The following is a 26724-nucleotide window of genomic DNA, read 5'->3' on the forward strand; positions in this document are numbered from 1 at the left end:
TATCAGTTAAAAAGCCATCGTAAGTCCTTGATATTACCTTCGTTGCTCAGTCCGGCGTCGTAAACCGGCACATTGGCGTCAGCATCAACAATGCCTAAAACCAGTGCCGCACCTTTACCTAAGGTAAGCGTATTTGAACCGGTTTTAAAGGTATAGGTATGAATATTTACGGGTGGCAGGCCATCAATTTGAATGGCATTGGCAATCTTAATATCGGCCTGACCGTAATCATTGGCGCTGGCATCCGTTTCCAACTGTGGTTCGGGCAGGTATTGAGGCATTTTGCTATTGAAAAAGCCAACCAGCACCTTTACCGGCCTATCATTTTTAAAACTGATTGTTGTACCGTTCTTCTGCTGATCTCCTTTAGATAGTTTTACACCTTTTAAACCCGTCAATTCTTTTGCGATATTTTTTATCAGAGCGGTCGTATCTGCATAAACCGCTTCGCCGAAATTTACCTGATAGCTGCCACTGCCACTATTTTCAAACTTCACCTGCGCATCTTTCAAAACTACAACCTCCTTTTTCTTTTGCTGTGTTTGAGGCAATTTCAATGAATCGATATTACGCTTAAAATTTTCCAGTTCCTTTTGATAAACCGGCAAAAGTTCGGCCCAGGTTTTCATTTTGGCATCATTACCCCCCACCGGAATTTTGCGTTGTTTGGTTTGCATGCTGTTGGCATACAGGTAAGTATTTTCGGTTAGCTTCACCAATTGCTTATAATAATCCAGACTGGTTTGCAACCCGGGTAAAGCCTTTTCCAGATCCGCAACATTATCTGAATATTTATAGCGCAACACCCATAAAGCCGCTTTTGCCTTGTAGGCGTAGCTATCGCCCATTGCGTTATAGCAATACATATCATTTTTTAAGCGGGCAAACTCGGCTTTATCTTTAGTTACTTGTGCAGATGCTTCGTCGATGGCCTCAACCGCTTTTTTCCCTTGCACTATTACACTATCGATAACTTTAACCGGTGTTTCGCCTATGTGCGGCTGGTGCTTCCACTCTTTTTCGGCATACTCGCTCATCATTTCACCAACAGGACCTTCGGAGTTATACAGCAGCGAAAACAAACCATACTTTTCAGGATTAACCAGCTGGCTTATCAGCATCCCTAAAGTCATTGTTTGGCGGTTACCATCGGTGATCCCGAAACGACGCAACAACTCGGGCGAGATATTGCCTGATTGTTCATAAGCTTTTAAGATGGCTTCGCCATGCGCCTGGTCGCATCCATATTTATCAGCCAGTTGCTTTGACCAATAGTTTATTTCGCTGGCCCTGTCCCGCTTGCTGTTCCAGGCGTAGCGCGACCATGCTTTGTACCAGATCCAATCCCTGTCCAACTGCAGCAGGCGTTTGCCATCCGTTTTATCTGCTGTATAAGGCCAATCCCAGTAGGATGCCTGCGGATACAGGTGCAGGGCATTTGCCCCATAAACGGTATGCATGGCCTGCACACATTTCTGGATAAAATCGGCCGATCCATAGCGGAAAGGCTCCAGGTTGGCAAGGATATGGACGTTTTCTATTTGTACGGTACCGATATTACTCAAAGTGCGATGCAGATCTGCCCATGGACCATGTGGTTCATAAGTAGTAAGCGCTTCGCCGTTGTATTTGGCCATGGTGTACAGGTTATGATATAAAGGTTTGGCGTATTCCATCACTGTAGGCGCATCGGTATCATGCGCGCGAAGTACGATCGGCGGCTCATCTGTACGGCCCAATGCTTTTAACCCGTCCTTTACCCCAGGAATAATGGTTTGCGTAAACCAATCGATATCATCCTGACCTACACCTTCCATGGCTTCGCCCAGTGTAATCAACAATCCAACGTGAGGGTATTTTTGTACAAAAGCAGCTATTGATTTACGGGTATAATCGGCGATGACGGGTACGATATGCCGGTTCCTGTCCTGCGTTTTCAGGTTATTTTTTTCGGCGAAGGGTTTGGATACGATGATGTTATAAAAACCCTGAATAAGCCAGATACCGCGTTTATCAGCCTCTTCGGCCAAAAAACTGTAGATCTCTTCGTTTTTCTTAAAAGTAGCATCATCAACCTCAACAGCATACGGATAATCTTTTACCCTCACCAATGAAGCAAAAGGATGACCATTCCACAAATACAAAGAGTTCATACGGTTATGCGCCAGCGAATCCAGGTAACGAATCCACAGAGCCTTATCATAAAACCATGGAAAATTCTGCGGCGTGTAAGGATACTCATAAGTACCGCGACCGGGTAATAAAGCAGGCTTCTGTACGCCGATGCAAGCACCCCGCAAAACCATTTCGGGCTGATCATGTAGTTTGATGTTTACGGGGAGTTTTTTATTTAAATTGACCCTGTCCGCCAGTTCAAGACAGCCATAAAGCACGCCTGAGTTATCGGCACCGGCTATCAGCAATTTATTTTTAAGACCGTTATCACTGATGATAAAACCCTCTTTTCCAGGTTGATTATTTGGACTACCCGCCAATTTCTTAATCGAAGCATCGGTAAGCAGACCAACAAGTATGGTATTACCTGAAGGGAACGCACCTTTGTAAGATTGTTCAACAACCGAATAACCTGCGTTTTTTAAAGCAAACGTTAACTTTTGCACACCATAACTTATCCTTGCATGGTGCTTGGGTAAAGTAACAATGGTTATTTTTTTTGATTGAACTTGTGCTTGTAAGGGAGAATGAAAACAAGAGATCAATATGAGCAACAGCAGCAGGCAACGGTTAAACAGCTTCATTTTCATTGGTATTTAGACAGGCATACGCAGAGCCGGTTTTCAACGCTTGAAGCGAATTAGCTTCTGAAATCAGCTCTCGGGTTTTGAACTTAATTGGTTGTATAGTATTCAAAAATATCAGTACACTGCTGCAATTTCATCTGATATTTTCTCTATCTACTATACGATATTACCATCATTAAACCCAACAGGCCAATAAAAGAGAGAAAATGAGTCAGGATTTAACCCGGAAGTTTCACAAGTACATGCTTCAGTTGCGTACTACGGGATATCATCTTTCCATCGGCATAAATGATAAAACCTTTGCCTTTGTGATATTTAGCGCCGTTTTTATCCCATACAACACTTATGATGCGTCCATGATAAAGCACATTATCCAGCGCAAACCATTTCCATTGGTTTTGAGGGATCAGCGGGAAAACCTCCAGCATATTATCTTCACGAGGTTTCAGGCCAACAAGATCGCTGATGATCAAATCGCAAAAACCGGAGTGGTTGTAATAACTGCTTCTTGGGTTATCCCCTTTAAGCCAGTAACCTGTTTTTTCATCCTGGTACTCGCCAAGGTAAGGCTGTCCCCGTTTAACGTGCGAAAGGGCGTATTTATGCAGTTCATTATAAAAAATACCAGATGTCATCGCGCCTTTATTTTGATAAGCCGTAAGCAGGGTAGCCAATCCTTTCAATGTTTGCGTAGTGGCGAAAGGCCATACGGCGCCGTCCCACTCGCAGCCGTGCCCGGTACCATGGGTGCGGAACAATGGGTGCCTGCGCTCGGCAGTAGTAATTCCCCATGGGGCGTTAAAACCTTTGGTGTCGGTTAGCTGATCCCATTGTTTGGCATAAGCTGGTTTATCATCGGGAAGCTTAAAATACCAGGGGATAAAACCCAATTCTTCGCGGGCATTGGCAAAATGCCCGTCGGGTTTACGTACTTCAAAAAAGGACGCGCTATCGTTCCACAAGCTGTCCTGCACCAGTTTTTTAAGGTCGATAGCTTTTTGAGTGTATTTTGTTTTCAGTGAATCATTGCCGGTTAGGGCCGCCATTTTTGATAACGCCACAGCATTGCCGTACATGTAACTGTTAATAGTAGGACGGATGTTTTTGACTTTACGGCCCCCGCTGATACTTTCCTCCATCGCGTCGCGTACATCAAACTGCCAGAACAGTTTGGAAGGCAGCTGCTTTTCCGCTTCCCAAACGTGATAATCAGTATTGAGTAAAGGCAAAGCCTGTTCAACAAAATGTTTATCGAGATTTACGAGGTAGTAATTATAAACCGCATCATCAATCCAACTGCTAAAAGCGTGCAAATGTGGTTTCTTTTGTTTGGGATCAACATACAGCCAAAAATTGATGTACTGATTAATGTATTGCGGATCATGCAGCCAGCGTCCCTCATAAACCTGGTGACCAAGGGCACTGCTTGAACTATTATAAACGCCGGTAAAGCTAACCGGCGTTATAAATTCGGTAAAAATGAAGCCATCGGGTGTTTGTTTCAAGTGTTTCCTGAATGTCCACCAGCGGTAGTAATAGATTTTTTGAATAGCCGAGTCCGGACAATCAAATAAAGGTACATTTTTGGCCAGCCATTCGTAAGCATGGTCGTTAGTGATGTAATTTTTAACCGTTTCGGTATCGATTTTATTAAAGCTGTTCACATAGATTTTCAACTTATCAAAACTCAATACATGCTTTTGTTGCGCAAAAGCACTTCCTATCACGCAAAAAAAGAACCCGGTAAAAAACGTCTTCTTTATCATCATTTAATTTTTTTCTGTAGAGACGCATAATTGCGTCTCCCGGAGGACGAGCCCATTTCAAAAGCGTCTCAGCTCCCGTAAATTGCAAGCGCGAGACGCAATTATGCGTCTCTACATTTATTTAAACAGCTTCCTATACTTCCACAATTGCTTTTATAACGCCATTCGCCGGGTTAAGCCAACTTTCAAACTGATCTTTAACTTCATCAAAAGTTACCCGGTGGGTGATATAGGTCTGCGGGTTTACCAAACCATTTTTCATGGAACGGATCACGTGTTCAAAATCCTCGCGGGTAGCGTTGCGACTGCTCATCAATGTGCTTTCACGTTTGTGAAACTCGGGGTGACTTACAATAAGTTCGTCTCGTTGTAAACCAACCAACACATACCTGCCGCCATGCGCCAGGTACAAAAACGCACCGTTTATAGCCTTTTGATTGCCGGTAGCATCAATCACCACAGTAGGCATATCGCCATTGGTGATCTCTTTCAGGCGCTCATTCACATCTTCGTTTTTTACGTTGATGGTATAATCAACCTTCAAATTTTCGCTGCAAAAATTAAGACGCTGTTCGTTCACATCGGCAGCAATGACTTTTGCTCCTGCAATGCGGGCAAATTCCATAATACCCAAACCTATCGGGCCGGCGCCAATAACCAGTACAAATTCGCCCGGCTTTACATCGGCCCGTCGTACCCCGTGGGCACCAATAGCAAGGGGCTCAACCAAGGCCAGTTCGTCAAAGCTCAAACCTTCGCCATGAACCAATAAATGTGATGGTACCTGCAGGTATTCGGCCATGCCGCCATCGGTATGTACACCGCAAACCTGGATATTTACACAACAGTTTGGTTTGCCCGAGCGACAAGCGATACAATGCCCGCAATTGAAATACGGGATAAAAGTAACAGCCTCACCTTTTTTAAAGCCTTCGGCATCTCCGGCTTCAATCAGTTCGGCCGCAAGTTCGTGGCCTAAAATTCGTGGATAGCTAAAAAAGGGCTGGGTACCTTCAAATGCATGCAGATCGGTACCGCAAATGCCTATACGTTTTATTTTGAGCAGTGCATTACCCGGTTTTAATTGGGGTACATCAGCAGTGCCATAATCCAATTGACCGGGCGTTGTACAGGTTAGTATTTTCATTAGTGTTAAGTTAGTAGTCCTAAGTCTGAAGTTAAATTCAACGTTTTTATACTTAGAAACTATTTTAAAATATATTTATTGCCGTTGGTTTTAACCAACGGTAATAAGCTAAAAAGCCCTGGCTTTAGCCCAATTATACAAGCGATTTTAGGCTAAAGCCCTCTTATTGCTGCATATTATTCCGTTGGTTAAAACCAACGGCAATGATTTTATCTGTCTGTAAACTATATTCAATAAATTCAAGCCACTCTCAGAACTTATGAATTGAGACTTTTATCTTTTTACAACGAAACCCCTCTTTTCCATGGGATAAAATCATCCTGACCGTGGCGCACAGCATGAACTTCAATTTCGCCGCTGGCTACTTTTACCACATAATCCAGTATGCGTTCGCCCGCCTGTTCAATGGTTTCGTCACCTTCTACAATAGTACCGGTATTGATATCAATAATATCGCTCATCCGGTTAAATAATGCAGTATTAGTAGCGATTTTTACAACCGGGACTATCGGGTTGCCGGTTGGCGTACCTAAACCGGTAGTAAACAATACGATATTAGCTCCCGACCCAACCTCGGCCGTGGTCGATTCCACGTCGTTACCCGGGGTACACAACAGGTTTAGCCCCGGCTGTGTTACTTTTTCGGGATAATCCAGCACATCCGCAACCGGTGATGTACCTCCTTTTTTGGCTGCCCCGGCAGATTTGATGGCATCAGTGATCAGGCCATCCTTAATATTACCGGCGACGGGTTCATATAAAAACCAGAACCGGCCTCTTCGGCCCGTTGGCTGTAGGTACGTACCAGATCGGCAAAGCGCTCGGCTTTAGTTTTATCCAAACAGCGGTCAATCAGGTTTTGTTCAACCCGCAAAGCTCAGGGAACTCAGCCAAAATAACTGAACCGCCCATGGCCACCAACAAATCAGAAGTATAACCAATAGCCGGGTTTGCCGAAATACCGGAGAAGCCATCCGACCCGCCGCACTCCAAACCGATGGTCAGCTTACTTAAAGGGGCCGGTTTACGGGTATATTGGTTAGCCTGCATCAAACCGGCAAGTGTTTGCCTGATAGCCAGCTCCATTAAATCGGCTTCTTTACCTGTTTTCTGCTGATCTAAAATGTAAAGTGGTTTGTTAAACTCCGGCGAGCGTTTATTGATCTCCTCCTGCAAGGTCTTCACTTCGGCATTCTGACAGCCAAGGCTTAATACTGTTGCCCCTGCAACGTTAGGGTGCGTAATATAACCGGCCAGCAAACCGCAAAGCGCAGTTGAATCCTGGCGGGTCCCCCCGCAACCGCCTGTATGCGTTAGAAATTTAATCCCATCAACATTAGGGAAAACTTTATTACCGGCATTTTGAGCGGTGTCGCTGCCTATTTCGGTGTATAAAACCTCATCTATCTCCGCCCCTGCTTTGATTTTACCTATCAACTCCTGCGCTTTGATCTCATATGTTTTTTTGCGGCCATAACCCAAAGGTTTTACCAGGGCCTCCTGCAATACTTCAATATTTCGGTTTTCGCAAAAAACCATCGGTATTACCAGCCAATAGTTCGCAGTGCCCACACTGCCGTCTCCGCGGTGATAGCCGTTGAATGTTTTGCCTTCCCATTTACTGATATCAGGCCTGTGCCAATCAGTATGGCTTTGGCCTGTTAAAAAGCTGTTTGCCGCATGTTTTACATTGGCGGTACTTAGCAACCCTCCTACCGGGATCAGGCTTTGCGCCTTGCCCACCAGTACGCCATACATGATAATTTCGCCACCTTCGGGAATTTCCACTATAGCGAATTTATGTTTTGCCGGGATCAACTCTTTTACTATATAAGTTTCACCTTTGTAAGCAACCTGTTCATTAGCCTGCAAATCGGTTAGTGCTACAAGCACATTATCGGCAGGGTGTACTTTTAATATATTCTGTTTCATCTGTCCTCCTATTTAAATAGCGCTTATTTGCAGTTTTCCCTGTTCATTAATAAGCTTAAACTGTTCGGTCACTGCTTCTGTAAAGCCGGGTAACGCTGTCAGATCGGTATCCCAAAGGCTTTTATTTTTAAGGATAGCTGCAATCGCTGTTTCTGCATCAGCGCCGTTCCATGCTTTGCTTAAATTAGGTGCCTGGTCGTCGGTTACCGCGTAATTATCCGAATGTGCTGTTCCGGTATATTTACCATCAGCCGTCTTGGTAATCTGCATAAAGCGGATAAAAGCTGCAAAACCCAGGGCCATCATTTGAGGCGCCTTATTGTTTTGTTTGTAATAGTTCAATAATAACGGAATAACCCGCATTTTAATTTTAGTAGCGTACTGCACCGAAATGCTAAGCCACTCGTGCCTGATGTTGGGGTTGCGGAACCTGTCGAGCACCTTGTTACCAAAGTCACGGGCTACATCTTCATCAATCTGGTATGGGATAGATGGCATGATCTCGGTAAACATCAGTTGGGTGATGAATTTGGTGAAATGCGCATCGTCCATGGCTCCCTTAACTGTTTGAAAGCCTGAAAGATAAGCTACGGCGCAACTCAAGGTGTGCGTACCATTAAGCAGGCGGAGTTTCAATTCCCTGAACAGTTCAATATCAGGCGTAATTACAACACCGTTATCAGCCTGGGCAAAAGATAGCACTTCGGCTATTTTCTCATCGCCCTGAATAGCCCAAAGACTATAGGTTTCGGACATGATGCTGAGGTTATCGGTATAACCGCGCTCGGTTTCCATGGCATCACTTAACTGCTGATCCGGCCTGCCGGGCACAATCCTATCCACCAACGAATTGCAGAAACTATTGCTACTCTCCAGCCAGTCCATAAAAGCTGGCTCCAGTTTATTTAAATGGGCAAGCTCTAAAACAATGGCTTCCAGTTTTTTACCGTTATCAATAATCAGTTCCGTTGGGATAATCACCAAACCGGTATCCGCTCTGCCGTTGAAAGCCCTGTAACGCTCATATAAAATAGCCAGCAATTTGCCGGGGAATGATGCCGGCGGGTGTTTACGTACATCTTCCTTTACCAACTGGATCCCAACTTCTGTGGTGTTTGAAATCACCACCTGTAAATTCTTGCTTCGTGCTATCTCCAGGATCTCTTCCCACTCGCTTGAGGCAGAAAGCACCCGGCTGATCGCCGAACAGATTACCTGCTCATTAACTTCTCCGCCGTTTTCAATGCCTTTTGAATAAATGGTGTACAAACCATCCTGCATATCGAAATCCGTCGTTGAACCTTTATCGGTGGATTTAACAACCGCCACCCTGCCATTGAAAATGCCGGCGCGGTTAGCCTTGTCGATAAAGTAATCGGGCAAGCCACGCAACAGTACGCCGGTACCAAATTGCAGCACCTTTTCAGGCAGGTCAAATACATTGGCAGGAGGTAATTCTGCCGCCGGTACAGTTGTTTTGTTGAGGTTATATCTTGATAATATCATGTTCTTTTGAATTGTAATAAGTTACTATTTTTTTGTTTGAGGAAGCTGCTTCACCAGCCAGCCTACCAAATCGTTGGCTGCTTTAAAGTTGTCATAGTCGGGCGGCAGCTTTCGGCCATCTGTATATTCGTTATAAAACCAAGGGTCGCCAACGGCAAACACAGTGCCTTTACCATATTTGGCGGTAGCTACGATGATGTCTTTGCCATTAGTTAACCGCGGCACAGCGGGCTTGGTTAGCTGCAGGGTACTCAACTCTTTGATATAAATCTTACGCGCTGTTTTAAAGATGGAATTATCCGAAGGGATGTTTATAGCTCCCTGCTCAAAATTGCGGCCGACAACCCTGTTAACACTATTTAGGTTAAAGCTGATACCAAACTTGGCCATCAGTTTGTTAAGGTGCGTAAATTCGGCATTACCGGTATCGTTGTTTAAAACCACCAGTACGCCGCCATTTTTCACCCAATTACTGATGGCTTTAATATGTGGTTCTTCGATATATTTAGCGTCCGGGTTTTCTTTAGGAATATCAGGATCAACAATAATATAAGCTGCCGCTTTTTTCAGATTGACATCATCAGGTGCTTCGTTTAAAGTTTTGGTATGTAATCCGTAATTATTAAAGATCCGCCCAAAAAGCGAAAATCCGTTATTGTCCTGTTCCTCCCACTTGTAGTGGAACGAGATGTTTTTGCCGGTAACATCTTTATGATATTCGTTATTGAAATAGCTATCTAAAAGTACGGTTTTGCCTTTACCGGCATTCAGATTGGCTAAACGTTCCATCTCTACACTGGCCAGCATAAATGAACCAACACCTTTGGTTTCATTGGTGACAGTCTTTACTCCGGTATAGTATTCGTAACTGCCATCGCGATATGGTTCACCGCCTACGCCTACAGCACCTGCCGTGCCTTTCAGGTTTACCTGTCCATCGGCATCGGTTTCAATAAAGCTTTTGATGACACCATCATAAGCCTTTCGGGCAGCAGGCAAATAGTGTTGAGGCAGATAGCCTTCCCTTACACCTTTAGCTAACGTATACACAAACATGCACGAAGCCGATGCTTCCAGGTAATTACCTTTTTTGTTACCCTTGTCGAGCACCTGGTACCACAAACCTGTGCCCTGGTCCTGGCAAGCTTGTATAGCCACCGCAAGGCGCTTTAAAATGGCAACGAGTGCCGCTCGTTTAGGATGATTGGCCGGGAAATACGACAGCACATCAACCAGTGCCATAGCGTACCAGCCATCGGCACGGGCCCATAAACTGGCCGAAAGACCGGTTTGCGGGTTAGCCCAGCGTTCTTTTTTGCTCTGGTCCCAGGCATGATACAACAAACCTTTTTTAGCATCGCGCGCATGCTGCTCCATCCAGATAAACTGATCGGCTATCTGATCAAAGTCCGCATCTTCATGGTAAACGGAAGCATATTCGGCATAAAAAGGCTCGGCCATGTATAAGCCATCGAGCCACATTTGGTTAGTGTATCTTTTTTTATGCCAGAAACCGCCTTCAGGAGTTTTTGGCTGTTCGTCCAACTGTTTGCGAAGTAATGAAGCAGCTTTGTAGTATTTTTCAGTACCTAATACCTGGTGTAGAAATAACAGGCTCCTGCCTGATAAAATATTATCCAACGTATAATCTTTGGCTTTATAGGTACGGATGGATCCATCTGCCCCCACATACCTGTCCATCGATTTCTGGATGTAAGTAAAATATTCACTCCGGGCCGATTGCTGCCAAACGCTTTGCAGCCCTTGTAACACAATCCCCTGGTCGTACGACCAGTTAGTGCCCGGCAGCGAATCCTTCCAGATCTGAATAGCGGTATTCGCCATTCGCTGCGACCAGGGCTGTGTTTGAGCCCTGAGCGCTAAGCCTGCAAACAGGAAAGTACATACTAATAGTATTCTCTTCATTCCACAATTCATTTTATCAGTGTTACATCCCAGTTATCGTTCCCGGCAAGGATGTTATTTAACGTATATTTTTTCACTTCAGCTTCGGTTAACTGGCGCGACCAAGGCGCACGCTTGCTTATGTCTGTTCCCTTGCTTTTATATTCGGCAAAAAAGGCGGTCTTTTCATTTTCCGGGTTACGCCAGTTGTCCCATCCAACGGCATAAATGTGTTTATCCATTGTTGTGTTAATGAAAACAGATTTGGCATACGGCCTCCAGGGCCTGCCCAGAAAAACTTTTATAACAGAAGTATCTGCAGGAATAAGCCTGCAATCAAAAAACACAAAGCCAAATCGCTGTCGCGGTGTAGTTGCAGGAGCTGTAATAAAAGAGTTTCGGAGACTTTTGATTACACAGTTTTGGAAAACCGCAGTGGCTTCGCCGAAAATAAAATCGGTTGTACCTTCCATATAACAGTCGTTATAAAACTGGCGGCTGTTTTCGGTACCGGCATAAAGCGTATCCTGGTTGCCAAGCAGCCGGCAATTGATTATGGCACACCTGTCGCCCTCAACATGTAAAGCCACGGCCTGTCCTACGGGGCCTGCGGCGTTTGCTATGGTTAAATTCCGGGCGATAAAATCGTTACCCTGCACCAAAACCGTGTAGGAAGTATAGGTTGTAAACTCGGCTTTTCCGAAGGCATCCTTACCCTCCGGGTTTGCTTTGCCCGAGAAATCGCTGTTAGTGATGATGGTGTTATTTTGGCCATCGCCTATCAGTTCGATATTACATTTCCAGGAGGGGATCACCAGTTTTTCGTGGTATACTCCGGCTTTTATGTAAATGCTAACCCTTTGCTGCGACAGGTCACGCACAGCATTTACAGCCTGTTGAATGGTTTTGAAATCGCCACTACCATCCAGTGCTACGGTAAAACGCTTTGGATATACAACCGCCTGCGCCAGCAATAGTGCCGGAGCAAAAACAATCCATATCAATAGCGCCGCTCTCTTCATTATTTTGAACCGGTTATTGCATTTTCGGCTGCTCCTGAAGCAAACTCAGCTTTGTTCTTAGCCTTGGCGGTATCGGTATTCAGCAATTTTATTTGCTGCGATTTTTTACCGCTGATCTTAAACAACAACTCTGTATTGCCATAGGTAATATGATCAAACGTAAGGTTGTTGCTATTTTGAATATTGATGAGTGGGTTGGTTTCTTTGCTTTCGAGGTGGATATTTTTCAGGAAGATGTTCTGTGCTTCTATTACATCTGCTCCTTTAACAGTTTTGAAAGTACTGTTTTCTATATGGATGTCCTTAATCCCCATCTCGGGTAGCCCCCGAATCATGAGCGCTTTTTCAGCACCGTTGCATACTACATTATCTACATAAAACTTGCGAAATGAAGGTGTAGCTTCGGTTACCGGCACAACAGCCTGGTCATTTATATCATCCGCTTCGCCGGGCGATTTACCTCCGTAGTACATATCAAAAAGAATAGCCTCATGAAGAATATCCTTCATGGCAATATCCTTGATAAAAATATTTTCTACCACGCCTCCCCTGCCGCGGGTGGTTTTAAAACGCAGGCCAATGTCAGTACCAATAAACGTACAGTTTGATACGAAAATATTACGCGCCCCGCCCGACATTTCACTGCCTATCACAAAACCACCGTGGGCACGGTAAACTACGTTATTCCGTACAATTACATTTTCAGTGGGCTTACCGCGTTTGCGGCCTTCCTCATCCCTACCCGATTTGATGCATATGCCGTCATCGCCGGCATCGAAAGTGCTGCCTTCAATTAGCACATTCCGGCACGATTCTACATCGATGCCGTCACCGTTCTGGGCATTCCAGGGATTCCTGACCCTTGCGCCCTGTACGGTAAGGTCTTCGCATAGTAAAATATGGATATTCCATGCGGGCGAATTTTGAAGTGTAACGCCCTGCAGCAATACTTTTTTACAATTGGTAAGCACCAGCATATTAGGCCTGAAAAAATCTTTAAAAGGTTCGTTATCCTTTATAGTTTTCCCATTGCCAACAACACCTGCCCCAGGTGCTTTAAGTCCATTAACATAACTTTCAGAAGGGTACCATGACCTGCCATTTTCGCTCACTACGCCTCCCGATGCTACCAGTTTTTTCCATTCAGCTTCAGTAAGCCTGTCTTTGCTGATGGCCCGCCAAACCTCGCCGTGCCCATCAATGATCCCTTCACCGGTGATGGCGATATTGGTAAGGTTGGTGCCGGATATTGGCGATTCATTACGCACAGCGGCATGGCCTTCATAATTGCCTTCAACCAGTTTATATTGCGTTTTATCATCAGTAAACTGGAGCAGCGCCGCCCGGCTTACATGCAGGTTTACATTACTCTTCATCACCAGCGGCCCGGTTAGCCACAAGCCTTGCGGAATAAGCACTACCCCGCCCCCTTTGGCGCTGCAGGCGCTTATTGCTTTATTGATACTTGTTGTATTTAACGTAATACCATCAGCTTTGGCGCCATATTTTAAAATGTTGATGGTATCCTTTTTAAATACAGGTTTATTTACCTGCGGCAAATGTTGCCAGGAATACTGCTGACACTGTACTCGCGATGTGAAGCAACCCGCCAAAAGCAAAACCGCTATCCCTATCCTTGTTTTTACTACCGACATGTTTTTATTTTAAAACAGCTGTTTATCGCCCTATAATTGGTGAAGGAACATTAAATCCTAAACAAGATTAAAGGCTGACGGCAATAAAAAAAAGAATTTGCCCAACAAAAACCGCGCAAACGTTCCCAGAAACGTTTGCGTAAGTTTTAGCGGCTAAAAAGAGAGACCGGATTCCTTCAGTTAAACTCAAAGCAACTCCGGTTTATGGTGATTTTATTTGATACCGCGCAATTACGAAGTCGACCAGTGCACCATATCATAAGGATAATTCGGATGATTAGCGTAACCGCTATCATCAAGTCCCAATATCTTAGTTACCGCGCCCGCCTCCCAGCTCCAGTAGCCTTTATATGAGCCTTCTTTTTTGTGGTTTTCATACCATGAATCGTCTTTATGCAACCTGTACCATTTGTCGAGGTAAAGTTTCATTTCGCGCTCCGCATCGGCTTTAGGCATTTTTGTTAAATCATAAATATCCCGGTAAGCTTCGGTAATAAGCGTATCCGGCTGCGGGCCGCTCCCCGGCTTTTTGGTGTTGATGATATACCATAATAAGGCATCCGGTGTCCAGGTTGGGTAACTGGAACCACTATCCGACTGGCGGATATAATTAATAACCGGCTCATATACTTCATCAGGTACATTCAGTAAGCTGCCTAAAGCTACCATATCAATCATATCGGCATAAAACGCATCGGCATCCCAACCTTCTCCGTAGTATCCGGCAGCTGTTATATATTCATTATAACACAGGCTGATATCATTCCCGGCAGAATAGTTTAAATAAACCAGGTCAAGATGTTCCATAGCAAGCACCCAGTTGTTTATCGGGCGAAACTTTTCCTGCTGCTTCAGGGTGACATTTTGTTCCTGGTACATTTTTATTATCGACTGCTTCTTATCAAACATTTTTTTAAAGAAAGCAACGTCTTTATATTCTGCTCTTAGCTGCGTTTCGGGTGTTGCCGTAGTTCCACCTCCGCCAAATAATTTATCAAAAAAACCCATTTTATAAGCTGTTTAAATTTATGAGAACCATCCTGCAATTGATTTACCAATGCCGCTTCCGGCCAGGCCTCCTATAACCCCGCCAACAATACCACCAACCACCGTACCAACCCCGGGGCATATAGCAGTACCTATCATTGCACCTATTTCGGCACCTGCTATACCGCCGGCAAGGCCACCGGCAGCACCGCCTACCGCTTCTTTTGTTTTTTTGCCAAAACCACCCTCTTCTTCATACGCCGAATAGATACTTACTGCATCAAGGGCGATACCAACAACTATAAGTCCGCGGCCGGCAACTTTCCCCGCCACACTTAAAGCCGGAGAACGTGCAATTGCCTGGCTTGCCTTAAACAGGCCGTCATTTGCGCCAGTGGCAATTCTGCTATTACGTACCGCCTGCGAAAAATTAGATTCGGACAAGGCTGTAAGAGGTTTTGAATTGAGCATGGACGACCTGACACCATTCATAAAATTGCCTGCCCTGCTGGTTTTTATTTCCAGGGCCTCACTTTGCCCGCGGGTAGCTTTAAAGCCGTTGGAGTTTATAGTTTCTGACTGCATGGATCCGTCGGGCTTAACCCTGATCACCTCGCGGTTCAGGCTGCCATCTGTATTTGCCAGTCTAACCCCTGCTTCGTCTGCCGGGTTTATCGCCCCGTTATTGTCGATGTGATTTCGCGTCCATCGCTCACTTAACTCTCGGCCGGTTGTCGTATTTTGTATAGATGCTGTATTGTATTTACCGTCTGTAATTTTATACCCATTATCTTTGGCGTAAGCTCCGTCAATGCCCGAAGCCGTAGGTTTATCAATATCAATTACAGGGTGCTCGCTTCTTACATCGCGAAAACCTTCCTGCCGATGATAAACGTTGTCCTTCATCTCCCCGTAATTACCATGCCTGCGGTAATCACTTTCGCTGTTGCTCCGTACCAGGCTTATCTTGCCGTTTTCAACATCATAAATGGTACCGCGCTGCAATATATCAAGAGTGTTGGTGTACGAACCATAGTTGAACGTTCCGGCACCGGCACCCGTAACAAGCGCCCCGGCTGTGCTCATACCGCCTGGCGCATTAAAGTCAACACTTATTTTGCCGCCTTGTTTGCACAACAGGTTCGCATCTTCAAATAATAATTTGTAGCCGTTAACCTTAACACCTTTATTGGTCTTGTCCCAGTAAATTGGGTCAAATTTGCAGCTGCCACCCGTCACCGAACACCTGCCCATAGGCAATATATTTTCACCCGGCACCATATCGGCCTCGCTGGCCAGGAACTCACCATAAATTTTCGTGTTGTTATGATGCGTTACCTTTAACCGCACAGGAGCCGACCCTTTATCGCACTTAAGGCAGCTATTGTTTGGAATATATTTTTTTGACATCGGATATTACTTTTTGTGAGTACTAAACCTTCAGCCTTATACATGCAGTACGCTGTTGCTCAGCTCGTGCTTATCAACGCGTTCCTTCGGAAGCTCATGCTGTTCAATCCGCCTGCATTGATGTGCCGTTACAACGGTATAAAATGAGGGCACATGTAATTGCAAAAACAAATCGGCCTCCTGTAGTATGTTGTTTTCAAATTTATAAATCTCTTCCATCTCGGTCTGCAGGTCAACCTTCAGGTTATAGGTGTTTGTAAGGTCTTTTAGCATCCTCACTAAAACAGGTCTTTCAAACCTTTCTTCGTCAACCTCAGCTTCGTTAGTTATGGTTACGGTGTTGCCATGTTGTTCGGTAAAACTGTAGATGACGAGCGGCAGGTCAATTGTGCCGAAAAAACCTTTCAGTATCAGGGAAGAGCTTTCATTGGCTTGCCATTCCCTGTAAAACGGTTGAAAAAAGCACCGGTAATGGCTGTATCCCATAAATGATTGCAGAAAGCGTTTAGGATCCTGCAGCAATTTGTCTGTTTCGGACAGCATTACATCGATACCATCCTGCTGACGATATTTTTTGGCGATTTTTGACCGGAAGCCCTGCTGCCAGCAATTAGCGATACTATTAAAATTATTGATGCCTATAAATTTCCCTTCCAGATCTGTTATGATCTGTACCGGCGACTGGAACCATTCCATATCTGCTGCCCATTCATGTATCAGCGCAGAACCATCCATATTTTGATCAAGCAGGGTATATTCATAAACCCGTTGCTTATCGTCATGGCTAATGAGTTTTATTTCAATCCACCTGTCCTGCACAAATTCAAGTACTTTTGTGCCAATTATGGTCCGGTTGGATGAGCTAAGCTGGTACCATGAATTTTGAGCTGTATTTACCGGTAATATATTCATGATCATGATTGGTTAATTTCAACATCGCCTGCTATAATATGCGCCAGACTGCCGCCGTTGAGATGCATTTTGTCGGTCGAGCTGATCTCGGCCGATTTGCTGCTTGATGAAAGTTTGCCGGCCCCAGCATCAAAGGTGATGTCTTTGGCCGATGCGGAGAGTTTGATACTTTCGGTTTCGCTGGTGAAGGCAATATCTTTTTTCGCATTTGTAGTAATACCTTCATCCTGCGCCGCTACCGCTATCGATTTTTTGGCTGTAACATTGATAACACCGTCACCCCCGCCTTCTTTCGCCGGCGATGATGTTATATTAATGCTATTGCCCGCATTGATGTTAATATCTTTTGATACCAGCGTTAAGGTGTTTGGCGCATAAATGGTTACCGTACCATCGCCATTAAGGGTTACCACGTTACCGCTGGGATCTTTAACATTAATGCTGCCATTGCTATCGTCCAGTATCACGGTGTTGCCGCTTCGGGTAGTAAGCGCTTTGGTTTTATTGGTTTGATTGCCGCCTGTGCCTGTTTTACCACTAAACATGCTGCCAATAATAACTGGGCGGGCAATATTACCCTCCTCAAATGCTACCAGCACCTGGTCGCCAACTTCGGGGATAAAAACAAACCCGCGGTTCTTGCTTACTTTATCCGAGCTGCCTGCATCAGGAGAAACTACCCTGAGCCACTCGGTAACATCATTCGCGGTACATTGCCATTTAAATTTTACTTTAACGCGGCCATGCCCATCCGGGTCGGCATTGTCGGTAACATCGGCCAGCTGCATATCCGGGTTGGGTTTTTCGGCTTCAGCAACCGGGATACGCTCCGTATCGGCAGTAACGCCTTCAAACGTATTTTGGTAATGGCCAACACCGTCGATCTGGTGATAAACCGCCGTAACCAGGAACTTGCCAAAATCCTGCAATTCAAAAGCCCCTGTACCCCTTACACTCATGCTTACATTAAGTATTTTGCCCAGGCCTACCATGGGGTTGTCGCCATTGCCTACAATGGTAACCAATTCGGATATCAGCGCTTTTTGCTGGTTATTAACATAATCATCTATTTCTTTTTTGTTATTTACCCTAACAGCCAATGGTTCATTATAAACTTTGCTGAAAACTTTGTTTGATGCGCTGATGGCATGCGAAAGGTCCGGCGTGCTGCCCGAAGAGCCTTGCGGCTCTGACGAAAGCAGTTCATCCTGCCTGGGGTTGTAAGCAAATTTATTATGCTTTAAGGGGGCTATCTGCATTGCATATTGCAGGCTGTGCAGATCACGACCGTAAATAAGAGCAACCTCCTCCAGCTTATCGGGCTTACCGAAATTCAGTTTAGCACCATCGTAATAAAACCATTCGTAATACTCGGCCGAAAGACGGTTGATGAACTCAAAATCGCTTTCACGATATTGAATGATATAATCAATAGGCGAAGTATTGGTTGGCTTGATATTGAGGTTCAGATCGTTTGCCGGTGCATCCTGGGTAGCTAACTGAATAATGCTGCTCAGGCTTTTGTTAAGATACGAGCCGAGGTCGGGACCCCGGTCAATCAGGATGGTCGGACTAAAGCCACTCACCAGGATATCGCCATGAAACCCATGGCTTTGCGAAAGCTCTACCTTGGTAACAATACCGCTAAATTTATTTTCGCCGCTATCGGCTGTGCCAAATTGCACGGTAATGTTTTTACCAATAAAGTCCTTTGAGTTTTCGAGCGTAACAGCGTTGTACTCTTCAACCATATCATGATTAAACCTGAGCTGAAAAGTATGATGCTCATTAAAACGCTGGTCAAGGTTAAAGGTAGAGAAATGGGTGATCTGGGTACCTTCAATATTGATATCTACTTTTAGTTTCTTTTCCATAATTCGGCTATAAAATCCATTAACCTTTAACAGGCCATGGGCTGTAGTAACTTATAATTTTATATTGCCCGTTAACTTTGCCAAAAACAAACCCGTACGATGTTTCCCTGCCATTTTTTTGCTCATATTGTTGCTGCAACTCGTAAAGCTTACTGCCTTTATCTGTAACCTTTGCAATAACTTTATAATAGTTTTCGTCGTTAGCGGCGTCAATCTCCGACAGATCGTCTTCCGTGCTTTTGGGTATAAGACGAAGCGCGTCAGCACTCAATATAGCAGGCTCATACTGTGGATATTCTGCCCCGCTCACCAGTCCCTCAGCAGGGTTAACCGTAGCAGATCGTAAATCTTCGTTTGACCATTGGGGTGTTGTTTGCAACGGAAAGTAAAACATGGCGGCCAGCTGCTTTTTATTTTTTTGCAGGGCAGCAGCTTTAAACTGTTTCAGGCAGGCCCTGAACAACTGCTCATCGGTGAGGGGCGACTTATGCACGGTTCGGGAGGCCGACTTAGCTATGGTTTTGACAGTATCAGCAACCGGAGCTTTAGGGCTACCGCTGCAGCCAACAGCCGAACCTGCCAACCCGGTAGCAAGCAGTAACAATACCATATGTTTATTAATCCTGTTCATTGGTTAATTTCTGGGAATACTGATCAGTGCCCTGTCTTCCATGCGTTTAAGAATAACTGCCGCGCCCATTTGCTGGGATACCGCCTCGGCATCAAAAACACCGTCTTTGACATATTTGCCCTTAACATACTGGTTCGAAAAACTCCAGAGGTAAGGTGTATGAATGCCCTTTTTGTTATAACCGAAACCGTTATATCCCTCCAGCTTTTGCAAAATAAACGGCAGGCTCCAATTGGTTACCTTATCATACTTCATCAGTTTAATAGCATCAACAGCACTCTCCTCAAAAGTAAACGGAGGGCCGTGACCTACCTTTGGGCGATTGGCCGGCACCTGTACCGTATAACCGGTAAGCGGATCGCCGTTGTGCAGGTGTTTTTTGAAACTGAACGAGCACTCCATATAATGTACGCAGGCTATAAAATACCAGGGGATAGCTCCGCCGCCGCCAAAAAGGTTCATAAACGAAAACGGATCGTTCGGGGTAAACCTCCCGGTGTCAAAAAAATTACCTCCCAAAAGGCTGGTTGTCATCTGCGGTTTGGTCATCATATCCAAAACACTTTCGGGTTTGGCATTGGCCGCGGTTGGGTTTAATGATAGCGGTGTGGTGTTATAACGATCAAAAAAAGGGGTATACACCGATGCGAAAAGATTTTTATTTCCGGCAGCCGACGGCGCATTAGTACCAAGGCGTACCAGGTTTGAAATACTTTCGTAACGGGGGCGGTTTACGGTTACCTTTTCATCGATGATCTTATCGACAGCAGCAATTTTTTCCTTTTTAATAACACAGGTATTAAAAAGCTGCACGTATTCCATGGGGGTTGGAACCGACGATTTTTTCACCTTTTTCTTTGTAGTGGGTAAGGCTGGGTTTATTATTCTCTTCTTTCTTTTCATAAGGTTTATAACTGAACCTAAATAAAACCTGTAAAAAGAACACGGAGGAAAATATGTTACTATCTCCTCCGTATCTTTTTAAAAGACAGTACAAATCAATTGTACTGAGATATTATTTAGGCCAGTCGTTTTCGTGCTCGGCGTTGCCTATTTTCAGCTTACGCGCCGATATCACAAAGCTTAACGACATTGGGTTGTTACCAATAATCGATATCCCCTCGTTATATTGAATGATATAACCATCCTCAAAATTAAGCTCCTTCATTTTGGCATCTTCTTCGGATTTTTTGAAGGTGATAGTGCCATGAATTGGTTTGTACTGGCTGTTCACCATCGATTCGATAACCGAAGTATCTTCGGTTGATTCAACCTCAACCTGGATAGTACCACCATATACACCTGATGACGGACGGCCTTTTGAGTCAACGTCCCTGTTTAATGAATAGCTGCATTGCAGCACGTCGAATTCTTTCGATCCTAAACTAATTCTTGCTTTGAAAGCCATGATCAATAAAGTTTTAAGTAGATAAATAAATTAAGTGCCCCTTCGGCACAAACAGATAACAAAATCGGCCGGGCTTAGTTTTTACCTGGCCAGTCGTTCACGTGCTCGGCGCTTCCCAGTTTCAACTTGCGGGCCGAGATCACAAACTTCAAACTCATGGGAGTCGCGCCTGTAATGTCGATACCTTCAGAATACTTCACGATGTAGCCATCTTCAAAAGACAACTCTTTCATTTTAGCGTCTTCCTCAGATTTTTTGATCAGCAAAGTTCCGGCAATCGGTTTGTACTGGTTGTTAACCATTGATTCGATAATGGAGGTGTCTTCAGTCGACTCGATCTCGATATCGATAGTACCGCCGTAAATACCTGAGGACGGGCGTCCTTTTGAGTCTACATCGCGGTTTAATGCATAGGAGCAAGTGAGCACATCGTAGTCCTTGCCCGAAAAATTTAATCTTGCTTTGAAAGCCATAATGATAAATTTTAAGAGGTTAATAATTTAAAGTAGATGCTTTGCGCATTACTTTAATAACTACAATGTAATTAATTTATTGTTTGGAGAAAATATTAAATATTTATTTAAATAAGTTTTAACCCAAAAGAATATAATTTTTGAATCCACTTTTTGCTATACTCATTATCGAGGTTGTATAGATGCCCGATGGTACTGGTGTGCACAGGCTTGATGCCGCGCTTTTCGAGGGTTAGTTTTTTTACTGCCAGGTAGGTTGGCTTCATATCAACCTGCCAGTCCTGCCAGGCAGCTTCATCCAATATAGAAACCACACGTCCTGACCGGCCATTGAAATTAACCGACGAGCCGCTGATAAAAACCTGGTCGGGCATAAAAACGCGATCAAAAAAACCTTTAATTTTCGAGTTGATCGAATCTTTATAAACCGGGCAAAATATCACCACGTGCGATGCCCATTTTATTGCGTTTACAGCCTGCACAAGGTCGGGTTCGGGCTCGTTATTGCTTAGCGTGAATTGCTTGTTGGGATTAAATTTAAGGTCGGCGATGGCTATCTCTTTTACTACAGCTTCGGCGGCCTGGGCCCCTTCTTTGTAGGCATTGATCAATGTCGCTGTGGTTGGTGTTTTATCTATATCTGCATTAATGATCAATAGCTGCCTCATCAATGCAAACATAAACCTTATTTAACAATAAATAAAGTTAGGCCTTCGGTTAAATTAACCTAAAATGCACACAGCGCTGGTTTAACGTGAATATCGCTTTTAAAACCCGCCTCCTAACAGGAAGCACCTACGGAGCCAATATATTGTTTTGCACATATCCGATATCGCTCCAGTAGGTGCTTCCTTATTTTAAAAGGGGATTCATTACCACTTCACAACGTTGTGTACCGCGATATTACTGCTGTTTATATTCGCTGTTCCAGGTCGGGCTTGCATCCTCACCTTTTTGCCCGTCAAGCTTTACCACAAAGCTTTTAGCCGGGAAATATGGCGTGATATTGATATCAAGGTGAATGCGGTCCTTTTGCTGTTCATCGCGCTCAAACCTGATTATTTTAAAGCGTTCGATAAGCCTGTCGGGCCCCTGGATGTTATCCAAAAACTTCACAATTTGCGAGCGCAGGTCCTGCTCTGTTTTTGATGTCCAGTTTTCAAAAGCACGGCGGTTCAAAAAGTCAAATAATACTTTGGTGATATAATCAAATACCCTCACTACCGAATAGGTTTGCAAACCGATATTATCGCCATTAAACAAAGTTTTGGCCGAGAATGCCATTACCTTGCCGTACTCATTCACCATAGGTATCAGGCCAATGCGCTCCAGGTGTGAGATCTCGCTCTTTTTGAGGTCAAAACGTACACCATCCACCTCGTTAACCGCACCGTGTTTTTTACCGGCGGTAACCTGCGACATCAGCGTATAATACATTTTACCCGCCAATGCTGCTGAACCGGGGATATACAGGTCATCCTCTTCACCCGCTTCGGCAACTTTGCCTCGGCCTACCAGCCAGTTACAGGTCATGATGGTATTTGATTTAAAGGCATCGCCGCCGGTTAAATTAGCAGATGTAAACAGGTCTATCACATCATCCGGTTGTTCAAGATCCGCAAAATCGGTCACCAGCATTACTTTATTATCATAGGCTATTTTTGACCAGCGTTCAACTACCTTGTTTGAGCCAAGGTAGCCGGGCACAACCAGGATTGAGTAATTTTGACGAAGATCCAGCCTGTCATAATTCTGCTTAAGCTCATTTGCAGCATATTCAATAAAGCGCGGGTTATCAAGCTCTTTCAACTGATCGATCGTGGCATTCATTAATACCACATTCTTCAGCTTATCCTGTTCGGTGTTTTTATAAAACAAATGCACTGTACGGTAAGCCTGTTCCAGCTCGCGGGTGCTTTCCAATACATTGAGTAAATTTTTGTTCAGGTTTTCTTCAACGCTTTGCAGTTTTTCGGCGCTTTTCTGAATAGTATCGCTAACCGATTCGCCGCTTTCCAAAGCTTCTATCCATTGATTAAGCTTCAGCTTAAGCTCTTCGCGCTCCCCTTTCTTCTCATCATCAGTTAAAAAGATCTGTTTACGGGCTTTGCGTTCGGGGTTCAGGTTTTGAAGGCCATCAATAGTAGCTTCCAGCAAATCAAAACCACCAACTTTTGATAGTTTATCTAAACTGGTTGATAAGGATGCCGCGCCGCTTCTTTCTTTTATTTTAAGAGCCTGGTCTGTTGAATTTTCATTCAGGATCTGCTCGTTTGGTGTTGCCATGATCGTGTTGTTAAATGTTTAGGATTAGCTAATTATTGGTCAAGCTCGGTTACTATATTTTTTAACGCCTCAATAAAGGCCTGTTTGGTTTCGGCGTTATCAAGGGTTGACTTAAGCGTTTTGTTGGTTTTCAGCTGCTTCATGATATTGAGGTACATCTCGCGCTGGATATTAAGCTTATGCAGGTATTTGCTTTGTTGTACCAGGTTTTTGGGGGCAAAATCGCCAAGATTGTTAAAGTACAGGGTTTCGGTAACATTTGATCCGTTTTCTCTTTCAAGCTCAACACTTACTTTTGGCTTGTAATGAGCAAAAACCTCTTCAACATTTTTAAGTCCTTCAACCTTCTCCGGTCTCAGCGGCTCATTATCAGTTAATTTTTGAATAAACAAAGTTTTATTGGGAGCTATCTCACCAAATGCTTCTGAGGAATCAACTTTTGTTTCGTTTCCCCCTATTTCGTAATTAAACATAGCTTTATTTAATAAATGATAAGTATGAAAGTGTTTATGTTATAATGCAATAACTATAAAATTGTTTTTAACAGTATGTATTTCAGTTAAATTACTTAACTAATGCTCCACAATAATTCAATATCATCACTTTTTTTATCTATAGCGATAGTATTTCCTTTTTTCAGTTCGCCCGAAATAATATACCGTGATATTGGCCTGCGCAATTGGTTACGGATCACCGCCGATAGCTGCCGGGCACCATATTTGGGTGTAAAACCGCTTAAGGCCAGCATATTTTTGGCTTCGGCACTTAACTGCATGTTTATGCCCATTTTATCAAGCGCCTGTGTAAGGCTTTTGAGCTGGATCTCAAAGATGCGTACTACATTTTCTTCATGTATAGGTGCAAAGGGTACTATCTCTGATAACCGCGCCAAAAACTCCGGCCTGAACTTATTGGCCATCACCTCCATCAATTGGTTTGATGTAGGCATATGCCCCCGGCTAATTTGCTCAGATACCCACTCGCTGCCAATGTTTGAGGTAAATAGCACCAGCGCGTTTGAAAAATCGCCTTGCTTGCCCAGCCTGTCGTGCATATGCCCTTCATCCAGGATCTGTAAAAAGATATCAAATACCGATGGGTGAGCCTTTTCAATTTCATCAAACAGCACAACCGAGTAAGGTTGCTGCCTTATTTTGTTCACGAGCAAGCCGCCCTCTTCATACCCCACATAGCCCGGCGGCGCGCCATACAGCAATGCGGCCGAATGTTCCTCTTTAAACTCAGACATATCAAAGCGGATCATCGCTTTTTCGTCATTAAATAAAAACTCGGCTATTGATTTGGCCAGCTCCGTTTTACCGGTGCCTGTTGGGCCAAGCAAAAAGAATGAGCCGATGGGCTGCCCTTTTTTGTTCAGTCCGCTCCGCGATTCGAGTATGGCATCAGATACGGCTTTCAACGCTTGGTCCTGCCCAACAACCCGTTTTTTTAGGAAGCCTTCCATGCCCAAAAGCCTTTCTTTCTCTTGTGCCTGGATCTTGCCTAAGGGAATGCCTGTTTTATAGGAGATAATAGCGGCAATATCATGTTTATTCACCACCTCGGTTTTATTTTGAGCCAATTCTTCAAGCCGGCTCAAATTGCGTTCAAAGTAAGCGATGTATTCATCGGGCGTTTCAAAAGTATCAACTTGGGTTTCATCTTCCAGCTGGCCTAACAACACCGCGCTTATTTTATTGCGATACAAGGTGTAAAGCCATTTGTAGGCTCCGATCAAATCGCCTGCATCATCCTGAGCTTTCAATTCGTCCAGTTCGGTGCGGAGTTCGGAAAGGGCTGTATCGGTGGTATCGTTCATTAAACGGATAGCAGCCATGGTACGGTCGAGCAGGTCGAAGGCAGAGTCGGGCAGGCGACGGTCTTTCATATACCGCTGCGCCAGTCTAACGCATTCTTCGGCTGTGTTAGCATCTATCTTTAAGCTGTGGTGCTCCTCATATTGGGGCACCAGTTTTTTAAGCATTTTAATAGCTGTAGGTGTATCGGGCTCATTTACCTGCAGCACCTCAAACCGGCGGCTGAAAGCCTGTTCGGGCTCAATCACTTTGCGGTATTCGTCGATGGTAGTGGCACCAATCACCGTTATTTCGCCCCGGGCAAGCTCCGGTTTCAGCAGGTTGCCAACACCGCCGCCTATCGGCCCTTTATTATCGAGCAGGGTATGGATCTCATCAATGAACAGGATCGCTTTTTCAAACTGCTTTATCTCGCGCAGGATGTTTTTTAACCTGTCTTCAATTTCTCCTTTGTAAGATGCCCCCGCGATCAATGAACCCAGATCAAGTTCAAAAAGCTGTACATTTTTAAGCGACGCCGGTACCTGTCCGTTTACAATGCTAAGCGCGAACCCGTCAACCAGGGCTGTTTTGCCAACGCCCGCGTCGCCGGTGATCATTACATTGGGCTTGGTACGCCGGCTCAGGATCTCCATCACCATCCGTGTTTCGCGCTCCCGGCCTATGATAGGATCTACCTTACCCTGTTTGGCCAGGCTTGTGCGGTCTACACAGTATTTGAGTAATGCTATTGTTTGTTTGGGTGCATCGCTGCCGTTTGTGGCCTGCACAGAGGGATTTACCGCATGGTTAACATCCTCATTACTCAAATAAATATCCAGTAACTCGCGTTCTTTTACCGGGAAAGATTTTAGCTGGTTAGCATCAAAACCCACATTGGGCTTTATTAACGCAATCAATACACAAACAGGCGTAATCAAATCCTGGCCTAATTTTATGCGCATGTTATCGGCTTCTTCAAATACCTGCTTTACCTGGCTGTTACCTAACATCTCGTCGGGCACGGTTAACGCGGCCGAATAGTCTTCAATGCGCACTTCGGCCCAATCGCTTATGTAAGCCGTGTCCTTCCCAATGGATTGAAGCAGGTTCTTCAACCCAACTTCCTGGTGCATCAAGCCTTTTAAAAGGTGCGCCGGACCAAATTCCTTATGGTGATATTCTTTGGCTAATGACTGCGCTACCCGCACCGCCGTTTTCACCGACTCGCTTAAATTAACTATATTCATAT

The 26724-nt window shown here is 44.6% G+C and carries 19 protein-coding genes and 1 pseudogene; all 20 read right to left on the minus strand.

The window, feature by feature from the left end:
- Positions 1-2 precede the first annotated feature (2 nt).
- Positions 3-2759 carry an alpha-d-galacturonidase gene (locus tag DIU38_RS18080; RefSeq protein ID WP_243770715.1) on the minus strand — a complete coding sequence of 919 codons (2757 nt, stop codon included), beginning with the start codon at positions 2757-2759 and terminating at the stop codon, positions 3-5.
- 221 nt (positions 2760-2980) lie between these two features.
- Entirely contained in the window at positions 2981-4531 is a 1551-nt protein-coding gene (locus DIU38_RS18085; protein WP_112654716.1) for an MGH1-like glycoside hydrolase domain-containing protein, read from the minus strand.
- Between the two features lie 130 nt (positions 4532-4661).
- Positions 4662-5675, minus strand: a complete 1014-nt coding sequence (locus DIU38_RS18090) for a zinc-binding alcohol dehydrogenase family protein (protein WP_112654717.1) — start codon at positions 5673-5675, stop codon at positions 4662-4664.
- A 281-nt stretch (positions 5676-5956) separates the two neighbouring features.
- A pseudogene (locus DIU38_RS18095) lies at positions 5957-7607 on the minus strand (UxaA family hydrolase).
- Positions 7608-7619: 12 nt separating this feature from the next.
- Positions 7620-9113: a tagaturonate reductase gene (locus DIU38_RS18100; protein WP_112654719.1), complete on the minus strand. Its 1494-nt coding sequence runs from the start codon at positions 9111-9113 to the stop codon at positions 7620-7622.
- A 24-nt stretch (positions 9114-9137) separates the two neighbouring features.
- Entirely contained in the window at positions 9138-11039 is a 1902-nt protein-coding gene (locus DIU38_RS18105) for a glycoside hydrolase family 88/105 protein (RefSeq protein ID WP_243770714.1), read from the minus strand.
- An 8-nt stretch (positions 11040-11047) separates the two neighbouring features.
- Entirely contained in the window at positions 11048-12040 is a 993-nt protein-coding gene (locus DIU38_RS18110; RefSeq protein WP_112654721.1) for a pectinesterase family protein, read from the minus strand.
- Positions 12040-13695: a glycoside hydrolase family 28 protein gene (locus DIU38_RS18115; protein WP_112654722.1), complete on the minus strand. Its 1656-nt coding sequence runs from the start codon at positions 13693-13695 to the stop codon at positions 12040-12042. Before DIU38_RS18115 ends, DIU38_RS18110 begins: the two co-directional genes overlap by 1 nt.
- A 231-nt stretch (positions 13696-13926) precedes the next feature.
- The gene (locus DIU38_RS18120; RefSeq protein WP_112654723.1) at positions 13927-14703 is read right to left on the minus strand and encodes a PoNe immunity protein domain-containing protein; all 777 of its coding nucleotides are present in this window, start codon (positions 14701-14703) and stop codon (positions 13927-13929) included.
- Positions 14704-14721: 18 nt separating this feature from the next.
- Positions 14722-16092 (minus strand): PAAR-like protein, encoded by a 1371-nt coding sequence (locus tag DIU38_RS18125; RefSeq protein WP_091172361.1) that lies wholly within the window; start codon positions 16090-16092, stop codon positions 14722-14724.
- A 36-nt stretch (positions 16093-16128) separates the two neighbouring features.
- On the minus strand, positions 16129-17004 hold the full coding sequence (locus DIU38_RS18130; protein ID WP_146750330.1) for a hypothetical protein: 876 nt from the start codon (positions 17002-17004) through the stop codon (positions 16129-16131).
- 2 nt (positions 17005-17006) lie between these two features.
- Entirely contained in the window at positions 17007-18878 is a 1872-nt protein-coding gene (locus DIU38_RS18135) for a type VI secretion system Vgr family protein (protein WP_112654725.1), read from the minus strand.
- A 19-nt stretch (positions 18879-18897) separates the two neighbouring features.
- A complete protein-coding gene (locus DIU38_RS18140) occupies positions 18898-19509 on the minus strand; it encodes a hypothetical protein (protein ID WP_112654726.1) in 612 nt (203 codons plus the stop codon).
- Between the two features lie 3 nt (positions 19510-19512).
- On the minus strand, positions 19513-20412 hold the full coding sequence (locus DIU38_RS18145; protein ID WP_112654727.1) for a hypothetical protein: 900 nt from the start codon (positions 20410-20412) through the stop codon (positions 19513-19515).
- A gap of 112 nt (positions 20413-20524) precedes the next feature.
- On the minus strand, positions 20525-20917 hold the full coding sequence (gene tssD, locus DIU38_RS18150; protein WP_090531686.1) for a type VI secretion system tube protein TssD: 393 nt from the start codon (positions 20915-20917) through the stop codon (positions 20525-20527).
- Between the two features lie 74 nt (positions 20918-20991).
- The gene (gene tssD, locus DIU38_RS18155) at positions 20992-21390 is read right to left on the minus strand and encodes a type VI secretion system tube protein TssD (protein ID WP_090531688.1); all 399 of its coding nucleotides are present in this window, start codon (positions 21388-21390) and stop codon (positions 20992-20994) included.
- A gap of 107 nt (positions 21391-21497) precedes the next feature.
- Complete coding sequence (locus DIU38_RS18160; protein ID WP_112654728.1) at positions 21498-22070, minus strand: NAD(P)H-dependent oxidoreductase; 573 nt, start codon at positions 22068-22070, stop codon at positions 21498-21500.
- A gap of 223 nt (positions 22071-22293) precedes the next feature.
- The gene (locus DIU38_RS18165) at positions 22294-23676 is read right to left on the minus strand and encodes a DUF5458 family protein (RefSeq protein WP_112654729.1); all 1383 of its coding nucleotides are present in this window, start codon (positions 23674-23676) and stop codon (positions 22294-22296) included.
- A gap of 32 nt (positions 23677-23708) precedes the next feature.
- On the minus strand, positions 23709-24149 hold the full coding sequence (locus tag DIU38_RS18170; RefSeq protein WP_091172377.1) for a type VI secretion system contractile sheath small subunit: 441 nt from the start codon (positions 24147-24149) through the stop codon (positions 23709-23711).
- Positions 24150-24244: 95 nt separating this feature from the next.
- On the minus strand, positions 24245-26722 hold the full coding sequence (locus DIU38_RS18175; protein ID WP_112654730.1) for an ATP-dependent Clp protease ATP-binding subunit: 2478 nt from the start codon (positions 26720-26722) through the stop codon (positions 24245-24247).
- Positions 26723-26724 lie beyond the last annotated feature (2 nt).

It is taken from the genome of Mucilaginibacter metallidurans (assembly GCF_003286435.2).
GTDB lineage: Bacteria > Bacteroidota > Bacteroidia > Sphingobacteriales > Sphingobacteriaceae > Mucilaginibacter > Mucilaginibacter gossypii.